At 62.7% G+C, this 13,806-nt stretch carries 10 protein-coding genes; 2 read left to right on the plus strand and 8 right to left on the minus strand.

The genetic code is table 11. The features are described 5' to 3' along the window. Positions 1–207: 207 nt before the first annotated feature. Positions 208–2,346, plus strand: coding sequence for an FUSC family protein (locus S4A8_RS04765; RefSeq protein ID WP_353219239.1), 2,139 nt, complete (start codon positions 208–210; stop codon positions 2,344–2,346). A gap of 738 nt (positions 2,347–3,084) precedes the next feature. Here the strand turns inward: S4A8_RS04765 and S4A8_RS04770 are convergent. From S4A8_RS04770 to S4A8_RS04805, 8 genes are all read right to left on the minus strand, one after another. Then, positions 3,085–4,854: a JDVT-CTERM domain-containing protein gene (locus tag S4A8_RS04770; protein ID WP_353219240.1), complete on the minus strand. Its 1,770-nt coding sequence runs from the start codon at positions 4,852–4,854 to the stop codon at positions 3,085–3,087. 212 nt (positions 4,855–5,066) lie between these two features. Then, positions 5,067–7,238: a malate synthase G gene (locus S4A8_RS04775; RefSeq protein WP_353219241.1), complete on the minus strand. Its 2,172-nt coding sequence runs from the start codon at positions 7,236–7,238 to the stop codon at positions 5,067–5,069. A gap of 96 nt (positions 7,239–7,334) precedes the next feature. Then, positions 7,335–8,825, minus strand: coding sequence for a RimK family ATP-grasp domain-containing protein (locus S4A8_RS04780; RefSeq protein WP_353219242.1), 1,491 nt, complete (start codon positions 8,823–8,825; stop codon positions 7,335–7,337). A gap of 32 nt (positions 8,826–8,857) precedes the next feature. Further along, positions 8,858–9,334, minus strand: a complete 477-nt coding sequence (locus S4A8_RS04785; RefSeq protein ID WP_353219243.1) for a GNAT family N-acetyltransferase — start codon at positions 9,332–9,334, stop codon at positions 8,858–8,860. 26 nt (positions 9,335–9,360) lie between these two features. After that, entirely contained in the window at positions 9,361–10,044 is a 684-nt protein-coding gene (locus tag S4A8_RS04790; protein ID WP_353219244.1) for a type 1 glutamine amidotransferase domain-containing protein, read from the minus strand. A 66-nt stretch (positions 10,045–10,110) separates the two neighbouring features. After that, positions 10,111–10,860: a phosphatase PAP2 family protein gene (locus S4A8_RS04795; RefSeq protein ID WP_353219245.1), complete on the minus strand. Its 750-nt coding sequence runs from the start codon at positions 10,858–10,860 to the stop codon at positions 10,111–10,113. A gap of 84 nt (positions 10,861–10,944) precedes the next feature. Beyond that, positions 10,945–12,282, minus strand: a complete 1,338-nt coding sequence (locus tag S4A8_RS04800; protein WP_353219246.1) for an ATP-binding protein — start codon at positions 12,280–12,282, stop codon at positions 10,945–10,947. Continuing rightward, positions 12,283–13,005 (minus strand): response regulator, encoded by a 723-nt coding sequence (locus S4A8_RS04805; protein WP_353219247.1) that lies wholly within the window; start codon positions 13,003–13,005, stop codon positions 12,283–12,285. 210 nt (positions 13,006–13,215) lie between these two features. Between S4A8_RS04805 and S4A8_RS04810 the strand changes: the two genes are divergently transcribed. After that, entirely contained in the window at positions 13,216–13,734 is a 519-nt protein-coding gene (locus S4A8_RS04810; RefSeq protein WP_353219248.1) for an EF-hand domain-containing protein, read from the plus strand. Positions 13,735–13,806: the final 72 nt, after the last annotated feature.

Genomic DNA, 13,806 nt, shown 5'->3' on the forward strand with positions numbered 1-13,806 from the left:
AGCCGGTCGGACGCTTCATCGGGCTAATATCTTGTTGTCTATCGGCATATTCCGAAACCAACGCAAGACGTACGCTCATCGGGCTATCGACGATAGACCGTCATATACCGACCGGGCGTATGGCCGTCCGTAGCGACTGACGCCCGAAACCCGAACAGGCATGGCAAAAGCTGTATTGCGCACGCGCTAGCGGGCATAGTAATGCGCATGAAGCCTCTCGCCTGGCTGCTCACGCCTTCCACCGACCAGCTGTTATTCGCGCTACGGCTGTGCCTGGCGATTGCCCTGGCGTTGTATTTGTCGATGTGGCTCGCGCTGGACCGGCCGTACTGGGCATCGCTGGAAGTGGCGGTGATGATCCAGCCGGCGCCCGGCATGGCCGTGGTCCGCGGCTTCGCGCGGGCCACCGGCACCATCGTGGCCGGGTGTGCCGGTCTGGCCATCATGGCTTTTTTCGGCCAGTCCTACGAACTCAGTGCGGCCGCGCTCGCGCTCTGGGTCGCCTTCTGTGCGTTCTGGGCCAACGTACTGCGCAACAACCTGTCCTACGGTTTCGCCATTGCCGGGTTCATCGCCGGCGTGACCGTCATGCTGGCGCACTCGCTGGCCACGCCGCCGTTCGATATCGCGGTCGCGCGCGTATCCGAGTGCGTGCTCGCGGCGCTGGTCACGGCCGCGGTCAACGTGCTGTTCTCGCCGCCAGTGGGCATCCGCAACTACTTCAACAGCCGGCTTGCCCTGCTACGCAATCTGGGGCGCGAATTTGTCGGCCTGGCTGGGCTATCGTCGCGCCAGCCCGCCGCGCCGGGTCGGCCACGCAGCGAAGATGATCCGCACCCGGCGCTCCAGGCCCTGGCGGCCCAGACACTCGCGCTTGAGCAGACTCGCCAGTATCTGCGTTACGAAGCCCCGCAGTTCGCCAATTTCGACCGCCTGTCCCGACGCCTCGACTACGACATCTTGTCGCTGATCAGCGCCACCTCGTCGCTGCATATCTATCTGGCCGGCCATACCGAAACCATCGATACGCGCCCGATCGCCGCGCTGGCCGAACCGGCACGGCGACTCTCGGCGCATCCTGAAGACGCCGAGGGGGCCAAACAGGCGTTCGACGATGCCCACGCGGCAATCCGCGCGCTCGCCGACGAGCCGGCAGACCACGGCCGGCCTCGGCGTCTGGCCGACTACGTGGTACTCAGCCGGGCGCTTGAGCTGGCCAGTCGCGGACGCGCAGCGATGACCACCCACGGCCTGCTGATCGCCGAGCGCGAGCATCCCAGCAAGCACATTTCGCGGCGCTCGGAATTCAGTCAGCCGATGGATATACGCCAGGCCCTGCGCAACAGCCTGCGAACGCTGACCGCGGTCTCCCTGGGCGGGGTGGTGTGGGTGAATTTCCACACCCAACTGCCGGCCGTGCTACTGATGATCCTGCTGTCATCGCTGACCACGATCTTTGCCACCCTGCCCAACCCGGTTGCGGCCGCCGGCGGATTCGCCAAGGGCCTGGCCCTGGCCGCGACCGCCGCGTTCGTCATCAATTTTCTGGTGCTGCCGCAGGCGGTCGGCTTCCCCATGCTGATGCTCGCGATGCTCCCGGTCGTGTTCGTCGGCGGCCTGGCGATGGCGGTGCCCAACCCGCGCCTGGCCCTGCCCGGACGCATCTCGGTGGTCATGTTCGCGCTGCTGGTACATGTTCAGAACGGCGCCCTACCCAGCTTCGAAACCTATATTCAGATCGTGCTCGGCATATTCGGTGCGATCGGGCTGACCGTGCTCGCGTTTCGGCTGGTGCTGCCGGTGTCACCCCGCCAGCGCCTGCGTGAACAGATGCGAGGCGTATTTGACGAACTGGCCGACGGACGGCGGCACACGCGCGAGCGTTTCGAAACCCGCATGTACGACCGTCTGAATTCGCTCGCGCTAAGCGAAATCGACGAACCGTATCGGTTTTCCGCGCGCCAGGCCGTGCTGGCAGCAATCAACATTGGCTTGGAGGCCCGCTCGTTGGTCGTGCTGACCGAGCGGGCGACCCTGCCCCGAACACTCAACGACAGCGTGCACCGCGAAATGGACGCCCTGCGCACGCTATTCGCAGGACGCCGGCCGGGTTCGCTCGACGATATCGCCGAGCGCGCGCGAGCCATCCACAACCTGGCCGCACAACTGCTGGCACACGGCGTCGCACTCGACCGTCCCGCCGAGCGCCGGCTCGTCATCCGCGCCGCGATCTGCGCCGAGCTGGTGGCCTCGGCCCTGGCGGACTACATACTGGCCTTCGAGCACGGCGAATCGCCGCTTACCGAACCAGAGACGGCGAACGAGGCCACCACCAATGCTACTTAGCTAGACCTGACCCCGTCTTGCCTCACAATGCAACACTTGGCCCCATGACTCCGGAAGCCTCAGTGTCCATTCGATGGAAAGACCTACTCCATGATTCCAGCTGGTTTCATTTACACCTAAAGGAAGACACTGCGCCACGACCCATCTCCTGTATGCTATTTCCAAGGATTTCTACCCCCTTAGAACATTTTTCCGGTATCAATTCATATAGTTCTAAGTAGTTAGAAACAGCAACTGTTAACGCGTTATCCCATACAGCCCGTATTTCTCGGTTATTCTTGGCCGCCCGAAGACTAGCTTCAGTTTCCTCCAATCCCGGCCCGTAATTTTCAATCATGTCTCGGTATGTGTAGTCGACAAGATAAAGACCAGGGTGGTTTGGGTGAATTTGTATCATAGGCGGCTTTCCGTAATAACCTGGGCCCTTGGTCCCGCATGCGGCCGTAGCAAGGGCTATCAGAGCAATTACCGCCGCTTTTCGGCCCATCGGTTTCTCCGACTATCCTTGCAAATGGTGTACGAGAAGGTCACGGAGTCAGGCTCGGCATTTTGCGCACAATTCAAGAGCCGACCCCATAACTACCCCATAAGCTGGCTGGTCTTGTATTACAAGATCTGCTTCTGCACTTCATGACCGTTTTGATAGGCGTTATTGAACAAGAACGTCTTCAACGGCCGTGTGTACGCTAGAGGGGAGCCCGTTTCATACGGGCTCCCTTGCCCTGGAGCAGGTCTTTCTTACCGTGAGCCCGCGCGCCAACGGCGGCGCATGAGCACCAACACTGCCGCCATACACAATACCGCGAACAACGGATCGAACGGCACCTTCGCATCCGTCATGGTGCAACCGCCCCCGCCGCCGTCGCTATCGTCATCGCTGCCGCCGGTGCCGGAGTCCGAGCCGCTATTTGCCTGACCAACTGCAAACGCAACACGATCGGTGTTGTTCCCGTTACTTTCGTTCGAGTCGAACTGATCGGCGCTCGCCTGCACGCTCGCCTGCAAGGACGACTTGTTGTCGTCGGGCGCGGTGGCGGTGATACGCGCCGACACGCTTTCGCCTGCGTAGAGCACACCGTTTAGCGTACAAGTGATCTTGCCGTTAGCGGGCGGGCCGCAATCGAGCGAACGCCCCGTCGGGGCCGCGGTATCCGCTACCGCAACACTGCTCATGTCGGTCGGCAGCGTGGCGGTTACGCTAAGACCTGTAGCGCTTCCGATCGCGCGGTTGACGATGTCAGCCGCGGCCAGCGCGCTGGGCAGCGGGGCAACGGAGTCGTGATTGTTATCCACGAGCACGTCAAAGGCGACGACCGAGCCGGGATCTACGGTATCCGCAGCCGTCGTAATGGTTGCTGCGATATCGACATTTTCTCCACCGACGAACCGGCGCAGAAAAACACTTCCGTTGTCGTCGAATCCATCCTCTGTTACCAACGTTGCGTAGTCCCAATCAGCATCTGAGGAGATGCGTACGAGATCCGGATCGTCCCCGCTGTAGGCCACCACCGGATCGGTAAGCGATCCATCAGTTGCCAACCTTCGTACAAATACGTCGTCGTCCCCCTCCACTACCAAAACGAAACCGCCAACACTTGAAGCGACCGCCCATGACGTCTGCAAGGCGGTTGAAATAGTGAATTGATCACCTTGCGGGACGCCGTTCGCGGAATAGAGTCGACCTACGACCGTGTCATCGATAGCACTGGGCTCCCAGGCCACGAGTATCGTTTCATTCCCAGCGATCTCCACTCTGAGAGCCTCGCGACTGGGAAAGCTCAAAGTCCCAACGGTTTGCTGCGCGCCAATTTCGCTTCCATCAGCTGCGAAACGTCGCAGAATGATCGAGTTGGTCGAATCCGCGCCTTCCACGAAATAGGTCACAGCGAAATCGCCCGATTCTGATATGGCGATATCGCCGCCATTGGCGGTGGCATTGATCTGCTGCTCGGTGCCCGCGGGGTTGCCGCTGGCATCAAAACGCTGCGCAGCCCAAACCGACGCAGAATTGCGAATCGTGGACCAGAACATTGCAAACTCGCCGCTACTGTTCATGTCGGCACGTACCGAGCGACCACCTTGTGAATCTATAACAAGCCGGCTGCCGACCGTGTTTAGCTGCGTGTCATACCTCTGGCCATAGAGCGTTGTATCGGTCGATGACGCATCGCCCGTCCATAGCAGCGCGAACTGGCCATCGGCGCGCCCGACGGCGACGGCTTCTCGGCGACCACAGTCGCCACAAAGTGTTTGAAGAGTTTTCTCGTCGCTCGGCGATCCATCAAGCGGATAGCGGCGCGCGAGGATGTCACCACCATCAAACGCGAAATCGGAAAGATAGACCGCCACCGTATTATTGACGGCATCGCTGACAACATCGAGCGTCGATTGCACACCGTTGCCAGCCATATCCACCTGTTGCGAATCCTCGATCGACGTATCGGGTGTCGAACTGCTCATGGCAGCAGTCGCAAAGGTCAGCGCACTCAAACCGACGAAACTGCCCACAACGCTTCGTCGGACGATATGTCCTAATAGCATTCCCAAATCCCCCTTTTACAGAATATAAACGTCATACCGCCGTACGACCGCACCCAACTAATCACAATCACCTATGTGGCGCAATCGCGTTGCGATGTCGTACCTACCCGCGCCGACCTCCCAAACAAAAAAAAGCCCGGCCGAAGCCGGGCTTTTTCATAACGGGATAGTGGCTGGTATCAGCCGTTGGCCCGCTTGGCCTTGAGCTCGCGACGGCGCGCGTGCAAGACCGGTTCGGTGTAGCCCGAGGGCTGTTCCAGACCCTTGAAGATCAGGTCGGAGGCCGCCTGGAAGGCTACGGAATCGTCGAAGTTCGGCGCCATGTTGTGGTAGTTGGCGTCGCCTTCGTTCTGGCGATCCACCACCGCGGCCATGCGCTCGAGGGTTTCGCGAACCTGCTGTTCGTTGGTTACGCCGTGATGCAGCCAGTTAGCCACATGCTGCGACGAGATACGGCAGGTCGCGCGGTCTTCCATGAGCTGGGTGTCGGTGATGTCCGGCACCTTGGAGCAGCCCACGCCCTGATCGACCCAGCGCACGACATAACCCAGGATGCCCTGGCAGTTGTTGTCGAGCTCTTTCTGGATCTCGTCGTCGGACAGCTCACGATCCAGCAGCGGGATGGTGAGCAGGTCGTCGATATAATCCTCGTGGCGCGATTCCAGCTCGGCCTGGCGTTTCAGCACGTCGCAGCGATGGTAATGGATCGCGTGCAGCGTGGCGGCGGTCGGCGACGGCACCCAGGCACAGTTGGCGCCGGCCTTGGGATGGCCGATCTTGGCTTCCATCATGTCGGCCATGTTGTCCGGCGCGGGCCACATGCCCTTGCCGATCTGGGCCTTGCCGCGCAGCCCGCAGGCCAGGCCGGTGTCGACGTTGTTGTCTTCGTAGGCCTTGAGCCAGGGCTGGGACTTCATCTCGCCCTTGGGCAGCATCGGGCCGGCTTCCATGGAGGTGTGCATCTCGTCGCCGGTGCGATCGAGGAAGCCGGTGTTGATGAAGATGGTGCGCTCGCGGGCTTCCTTGATACAGGCCTTGAGATTGAGCGTCGTGCGCCGCTCTTCGTCCATGATGCCCATCTTGAGCGTGTTCGGCGCCATGCCGATGGCCTTTTCGACGGCGTCGAACAGTTCCACCGTGAAGTTGACCTCGGCCGGGCCGTGCATCTTGGGCTTGACGATATACACACTGCCGGCACGGCTGTTGGTATGCGGGCCGTTGCGCTTGAGATCGTGCAGAGCGAGCGTGCCCGTGCACAGGGCATCGAGAATGCCTTCCGGGATCTCGTTGCCGTCGCTGTCGAGCACGGCCGGCGTGGTCATCAGATGGCCGACATTGCGCACCAGCATCAGGCTGCGTCCGGGCAGCGTGAGCGTGGAGCCGTCGGGCGCGGTGTATTCGCGATCGTCGTTGAGCTTGCGGGTGATCGTCTTGCCGCCTTTTTCCAGCGACTCCTGCAGATCGCCCTTCATCAGGCCGAGCCAGTTGCCGTAGGCCAGCGCCTTGTCTTCGGCATCGACAGCGGCGACCGAATCCTCGCAATCCTGAATCGCCGTTACGGCAGCTTCCATGAGCACATCTTTCACGCCGGCTGCATGATCCTTGCCTACCGGGTCGTTCGCGTCGATCTGGATTTCAGCATGCAGGCCATTATTGACCAGCAACACCGCCTTGGGCGACGCGGCATCGCCTTGATAGCCGGCGAACTGCTTGCTGTTCTTGAGCGTGGTGTGGCTATCGCCCACGTCCACGGCCAGCGTGTCGTTGTCGATGCGATAGGCGGTCGCGTCGGCGTGCGAGCCGTCGGCCAGCGGGAAGGTGTCGTCGAGGAACTTGGCGGCCCATTCGACCACTTTCGCGCCACGTTTCGGGTTGTAGCTGGTGCCCTTCTCGGCGCCGTTGTCCTCGGGGATGATGTCGGCGCCGTAGAGCGCGTCGTACAGGCTGCCCCAGCGCGCGTTGGCGGCGTTGAGCGAAAAGCGTGCGTTGGTAATCGGCACCACCAGCTGCGGGCCCGGCACCGTGGCGATTTCGGGGTCGACATTGTCGGTGGACACCTTGAAGTCGCCCACATCGCCGACGATGTATTCCAGCTCTTCGAGCAGCTTGCGGTATTCGCCCTTGTCGAAGGCATCGCCGCGGTGTTCGCGGTGCCACTTGTCCAGCGTTTCCTGGATATCCTCACGGTGGCGCAGCAGCTGCGCGTTGCGATCACCGAACTCGGCAACCAGCGAGGCCAGCGTCTGCCAGAACGTGTCGGAGTCCACACCGGTGCCCGGCAGGGCTTTTTCGATCAGGTCATACAGGGGCTTGCCAATCTGCAGGCCCGCTTTTTCGATACGGTCGGTCATAAAACGCCTTTTCTTGTGCCAATCGTCACCGTCTTTGCAGACGGTCACGAAAATTTGTCAGGCCGGCATCATAACAAAGCACTGCGGCCGTGGGTTTTACGGCGGGCTGGGCCGGCGGCGCACACGTGAACGGGTGCGTTGCTGTAGTCGGTGCAGAAACTCGCCCATGATGCGGTCGTAGAGCGCGTCGCCCAGCACCGCGTCCTCGATGCCGGCATCCAGGCTCGGGTTGTCGTTGACCTCGATTACGCGAATACCATCGGCGGTCTGCTTGAGATCGACTCCATACAGCCCGTCGCCGATGAGATTGGCCGCGCGGACCGCGGTTTCGATCACCTCGGCAGGCGCGTCCTCGACCGCCAGTGTGGCCGAATCGCCTTCGCTGTAGTCGCCGCTGTCCTCGTGCTTGACGATCTGCCAGTGCCCGCCGGCCATCGCGTACTGACACACATAGAGCGGCTTGCCGGCGAGTACGCCCACGCGCCAGTCGAATTCGGTGGGCATGAACTCCTGGGCCAGCGCCAGTTCGGAATCATCGAGCAGCCGTGCGGCGATGGCATCGAGTTCCGTGCGATCGTTGGCCTTGAATACGCCCTTGGAAAACGCGCCTTCCGGGGCCTTGAGCACCATCGGAAAACCCAGCAGCTCCGGCAATCGCTTGACCTCGCGTTCGCCAAAAATACAGGCCTTGGGCGCGGCCACCTTGTAGCGCGACAAGAGCTCGGCAAGATAGACCTTGTTGGTACAGCGCAGAATCGAGGTGGGGTCGTCGATCACCACCAACCCTTCGCGCTCGGCCCGCCGGGAAAACGCGTACGTATGATGGGCCAGGCGCGTGGTTTCGCGAATGAACAGCGCATCGAATTCGGCGAGGCGGCCGAAATCGCGCCGGCCGATGATTTCCACATCCAGGCCCAGGCGCTTGCCTGCAGCCACGAACTTGTCCAGCGCTTCGATGTTCGACGGCGGCTGCGGATCGTCGGCGTCCACGAGCATGGCCACATCGAAACGCGCGGCCCGGCGCTTGCGTGCGCCGCGCCAGCCCTGGGCGACATGGGCCTGCAGGGCGCGATCGAGAAATGCCGCCTGTTCGGCGTCCAGCGAACGGATCGACAACGTCCGCAGACCATCGACGGCGACCCGGCCCTCGCGCCGACGCAGCTCCACATGCAACAGCGGCACCGCGAACTGCTCGAACAACCGGCGTGCCAGCGGTGCGAGCAACGGATTCTCGCACTGGCCCAGATATACGTTGAAAGCCGCCGGCAGCTCGGCGCGCTCGGCCTCGCTCAGGCGATCCAGATACTGGGCCAACGCCGGAATTTCGCTGCCGTAGATGATCTTGCGCGACAAATCCTGAAGCGTGGCCACCGAGGCCAGCACACGATGCCCGCGGGCCTCGGCGAGCAACGAGCAGTAATAGCCCAGACTCTGGTAACGCGTGCTGCGACACAGATTGATGACGTGCAGCTCGGCCTCGGCAAAGGCCGGATCGGCCAGATAATCGTCGGCGAGCACGAGCCGCACCGACGGCGCGGGCGCTTTCCAGTCCCGCAGGGATTCCACCACCACGATCGGTTCAGCCATAGAGGCGTTCTACTCGTTGTTGTTGAGATGCTTCAATTGTCGAGATGCTTTTGCAGGCGTACGCCATCTTCATGGCCCCCACCGGCGCCGGGATAATAATCCGCCAGCCGTGCGGTTTCGCGATAACCCGCGGCGGCGAACAAGCCGCGCGAGGCCGTATTCGACCAACGTGCCTCAGCGCGCATGACAACACAGCCACGTGCGATAGCGTGCCGTTCGGCCTGCGCGAGCAGCGCGGCGGCTACACCGCGCCCGCGTGCGGCCGGGCCGACCGCAATCGAATACAGCCGAGCCACGCGACTGCCGCGCCGATAGAGCACGACGACATCCGCCACGATTCCATCATCGATCACGGCGACCAGAAAATCGCCATGCGCGCGGGTGAGAAGATGTCGCAGGCTACGCCCAGTCTGTGCGTCCAGCGCGAAACAGGCCTGTTCCAGTGCGACCACAGCGGCCAGGTCGGCGAGCGTGGCGACACGAATCGTAGGCGATGAAAGCGCGGGCATGGCGCGAGTATACGCGCAGCAACGTGCTATTTCGGTTGCAGTTGGGCGATGAGCGTACGTGCGGCCGCGGTCGATGAAGCCGGGTTCTGACCGGTCACCAGATTGCCGGCCACCACCACATGCGAGGCCCAGTCCTTGCCGCTGGAAAACTGTGCGCCCTGGGCCACCAGCATGTCCTCGACACGAAACGGCACCACATCGGCCAGGCCCACGGCCTGTTCTTCACGATTGGTGAAACCGGTGGCTTTCAGCCCGTGCACCAGTGGCCCGCCGCTGGCGTTTTTCGCATGCCGGAGCACGCCCGGCGCATGACAGACCAGTCCCAGCGGCGTACCGGCCGAATACTGGCGTTCGAGCAGGCCGATGGAGTCTCGATCCTCGGCCAGATCCCATAACGGGCCGTGCCCGCCCGGATAGAAGATGGCATCGAAACGGTCCGTGGCCACGTCCGCGAGCTTTCGCGTTTGCGCCAGCGCGCGTTGCGCCTCTTGATCGGCCTTGAAACGCTCGGTCGCCGGGGTCTGCGCGTCGGCCGTATCGCTGGCCGGGTCCAGCGGCGGCGCGCCACCGGCCGGCGAGGCCAGCACCACGTCGGCGCCGGCATCCATGAAAACGTAATACGGCGCAGCGAACTCCTCCAGCCAGTAACCGGTGGGTTTGCCGGTATCCCCCAGCCGGTCATGCGAAGTCAACACCATCAGCACCTGCATGCCGTGTCCTTTGATTGAATCGAAGCGGCAACGATGCGCCCGGCTGCGGTCACATTCAATTGCCGTTTATCGGTGCGATGGATGGTGCGTATGGGCATGCGCGCCGCGCCGGGTCTGACGCATCAAACCGACCAGTGCGCGTACGAGCGCGTCCTGTACCGGCGTAAACACCACCAGCGGCACCGCGACCAGTGCGGTCACCACGCCGCCAATCACCGCATCGCTGAACCAGTGCGCACCGCTGACCAGCCGCGGCAATATGAAAAGCGTCGCCAGCAGTGCCGATACCAGCCCGTAACGGCGTCCGGCAAAGAACCACAACAGGAAGGTAAACGTCGCCACTACGGTGGCATGGTCGCCCGGAAAACTCTGGGTGGAATGATCCTTGGCGTCGAATGGCGTGTGCTCGGAAAGCAGCGTGAAGGGCTGCAATACCAGCGACGGGCTTTCGCGCGCGACATCCTTGAACAGGAATTCGCGGGTAAAGGCCACCAGCAGGACCAACAGCACGCACACCACCACCGCGCGGGCGAAACGCACCTCGCGCGGCGCATTGGTGCCCCGCAGGACATAGCAGGCCAATACCCCGAACAGAATGAACGCGGCGATGTAATCGAACACCCGCAGATTCGCGAACGCCCAGAACAACTGCTCGGGACGGCTGGTCTGTACCAGCGAATTCAGACCGAAGGCGATATGCCGGTCCAGGCTGTCCCAGAGCATGCGTGTGGGCGACCACAGATACGACAACACCATCAGCGCGGCAATGCCATAGCTGATCAGCAACCCACGCAGATTCCAATACGGCTCGTTCATGGCAGACATGTCGGCGTACCTCGCTATCGCCACACGTTTCACGAACGAGATATTAACGATTTATTAATCCGTTGTACATGCCATCTAAATAGTGCCGGTTCTGGGCAGGCGAATCTGCACCGACAGCCCGCCCTCGGCGCGGTTGGCCAGCGTGATTTCGCCGCCGTGGCCCTGTACGACCGAACGAGCGATCGACAGCCCCAGCCCCGTTCCGCCGGTATCGCGGCTGCGCGAGCTTTCCAGGCGCACGAACGGGTCGAACACGCGTTGCCTGTCGGTTTCGGCGATGCCCGGCCCGTCGTCGGCAATACAGATCGTGACCGCTTCAGGCGTGTCGCTTAGCGTGAGTTGTGCCCGTTGGCCGTAGGTCAGTGCGTTATCGATGAGATTACGCAGTGCACGGCGGATCGCGGCCGGCCGACACACCAGTGCCACGCGCGTATCCGGCTCGAAGGCCACGGTCGCGCCGGCCGCGCGATAGTCTTCGCATAGCGCGTCGACAAGCGCCGACAGGTCGACATTGCGGCTCGGCTCGGTCGCGGCCTCCTCGCGCATGAAAGTCAACGAGGCTTCGCTCATGCGCGCCATATCGTCCAGCGTCGCGGCCATGGCACGGGTATTGTCGTCGTCGGGCAGAAACTCCAGACGTAGGCGCAGGGCCGTAATCGGCGTACGCAGATCGTGGGCAATCGCTGCAACCATGCGCGTGCGATCGGCCACGAAGCGCGCCAGGCGCTCGCGCATGAGATTGAATGCCGCCACCGAGCGCCGGATATCCTCGGCGCCGTATTCCGGCAGCGGCTCGACGGTCTCGCCCCGCCCGAAACGCTCGGCCGCTCGTGCCAGATCGCGTAGCGGCGCAGTAATACGCCGGCTGGTCACCACCACGATGACGGCCATTAACAACCCGCTGACGGCCAGTGTCAGCAATGACGAGCGCGCCCAGTGCCGGGTCGGGTCGAACACTCGCTGGCGCGCGCGCAGCCATTGGCCATCGTCGAGCCGAACGGCCATGCGCAGGGCGTCGCCGGCCCGCCGGTTGGGCCGGCGTGCCAGCCCGGGGCCAACCGCCACACGCACGCGCGCGACGTCGATCTCCATGCTGCGGGCCATGTCACGGGCAAAGCGCTTTGCGGTATCGCTGGCGCCAACGAACGTCCGGCCCGGTGTGCTGGCCAGTCGATAGCGCAAATCGTGGGTCGACAGCGCGGCCACGGCCTGGGCGCGCTCGTCGGCGGGCACGAAATCGAGCGTGCGCATGGCCGCGGCCACGTTATCGGCCATATTGGCGAGAATCACGCGTTCGAGAAAACGATCGCGCTCGTGCATGAACAGCACGAAGCTCACCAGCTGCGAAATCATCAGTGCAAGCAAAGTCAGTGCCGCGATACGCCCGGCCAGACTCCGCGGCCACAGGCGCATTCAGACCGCCTCGCAGGCCGCGGCAAACCGATAACCGCCGCCCCACACCGTGAGTATCAGCCGCGGATTGGTCGGATCGGCTTCGATCTTGCGGCGCAGCCGGCTGACCTGGTTATCGATACTGCGGTCGAATACCTGCGCCTCCCGCCCCTGGGTCAGATCCAGCAGCTGATCGCGCGAAAGCGCATGATTGGGATGGCGCACAAACGCGAGCAAAAGCCGGTACTCGCCGGTCGACAGGGCCACCGCCACACCGTCGTCATCGACCAGTTCCTGTTGGGCGGTATGAAACACCCAGCGATCGAATCGCCATGCGGTGCACTCACTGTGGTTGCGCTGGGCTGGCAAGGCGGTGGCCCGGCGTAACACTGCACGGATGCGCGCCAGCAGTTCCCGCGGCGAAAACGGCTTGGTGACGTAGTCGTCGGCGCCCATTTCCAGGCCGATGATCCGATCGGTTTCGTCGGCCACGGCGGTGAGCAGCACGATCGGAATGGCACGGGTTTCGACCAGCCAGCGACACAGGCTCAAGCCATCTTCGCCGGGCATCATGATGTCCAGCACCACCAGATCGAAGGCCGACTCGCGCACCAGCCGGCGCGCACTGGCGGCATCGGCCGCCGCCGAGATGCGAAAACCATGATCGCGCAGATAGCGCGTGAGCGAATCACGAATATCGCGATGATCGTCGACGACGAGAATATGCGGCTGTGGCTCGGCCATGAACACAAACAAACGAATGGCCTGGCCAATATAACGCGCCCGCCACGCGCCTTTGCGTACCGCCGTGTATCCAACATCGCCAGCGCCCGGGCGGTGACACAATTTGCGACAAATTCGCCCGCCGCCGACAGATTTCTACGACATTCCTGCGCGTAAATGAGTCACGAAACCGGGCCATACCGGCCCGTTCGACATCCAACGGAGCGATCGATGAAACACCGTATTCTCACCACGGCCCTGGCGGCCGGCCTTGTCGGCATCGCCAGTGCCCACGCCAGCCCGATGCACGAGCCCGATCAGTTGTTCAACGCGCTCGATGCCGACGGAAACGGCCAGCTGAGCCAGCCGGAAGTCGCCAACATGCCCCAGGCCATGGGCAAGCTGCGGTTTCAGAAGGCCGATAGCAACGACGATGGCCAGATCGACAAGGACGAATTCATGGCCCAATCGCGCCAGCGCGCCGAGCGCCTGTTCAAGCGTATGGACGCCAATGGCGACGGCCATCTGGACGCCAGCGAAGCGCGGCCGCCAAAACACGCCGGACACGAGGGCGATCACGCCAAACCCGGCAAGGATGCCGACAGGGCCAAGCAGCGCGACAAGCGCGGCGAAATGTTCAAGAAAATGGATCGTAACGGCGACGGCAGCGTATCGCGGGAAGAATTCGACCAGGCCATGCAGCGCCATCGCGAGCGCATGCAGGATCACCACGACAAGCACGCATCGTAAGGCGCCCCGGCCTGCATGCGCCCCACGGGCGGGCCGGATTCGGCCTGCCCTTACCGCCGGCGTCATCGCCGG

Origin of the sequence: Salinisphaera sp. S4-8 (genome assembly GCF_040361235.1) — a bacterium.
GTDB lineage: Bacteria > Pseudomonadota > Gammaproteobacteria > Nevskiales > Salinisphaeraceae > Salinisphaera.

Coding starts and splice junctions, on each gene's coding strand:
- S4A8_RS04780 (WP_353219242.1), bottom strand. CDS start 8,825: ATGGCTGAACCGATCGTGGTGGTGGAATCCCTGCGGGACTGGAAAGCG.
- S4A8_RS04765 (WP_353219239.1), top strand. CDS start 208: ATGAAGCCTCTCGCCTGGCTGCTCACGCCTTCCACCGACCAGCTGTTA.
- S4A8_RS04795 (WP_353219245.1), bottom strand. CDS start 10,860: ATGAACGAGCCGTATTGGAATCTGCGTGGGTTGCTGATCAGCTATGGC.
- S4A8_RS04805 (WP_353219247.1), bottom strand. CDS start 13,005: ATGGCCGAGCCACAGCCGCATATTCTCGTCGTCGACGATCATCGCGAT.
- S4A8_RS04800 (WP_353219246.1), bottom strand. CDS start 12,282: ATGCGCCTGTGGCCGCGGAGTCTGGCCGGGCGTATCGCGGCACTGACT.
- S4A8_RS04785 (WP_353219243.1), bottom strand. CDS start 9,334: ATGCCCGCGCTTTCATCGCCTACGATTCGTGTCGCCACGCTCGCCGAC.
- S4A8_RS04775 (WP_353219241.1), bottom strand. CDS start 7,238: ATGACCGACCGTATCGAAAAAGCGGGCCTGCAGATTGGCAAGCCCCTG.
- S4A8_RS04790 (WP_353219244.1), bottom strand. CDS start 10,044: ATGCAGGTGCTGATGGTGTTGACTTCGCATGACCGGCTGGGGGATACC.
- S4A8_RS04810 (WP_353219248.1), top strand. CDS start 13,216: ATGAAACACCGTATTCTCACCACGGCCCTGGCGGCCGGCCTTGTCGGC.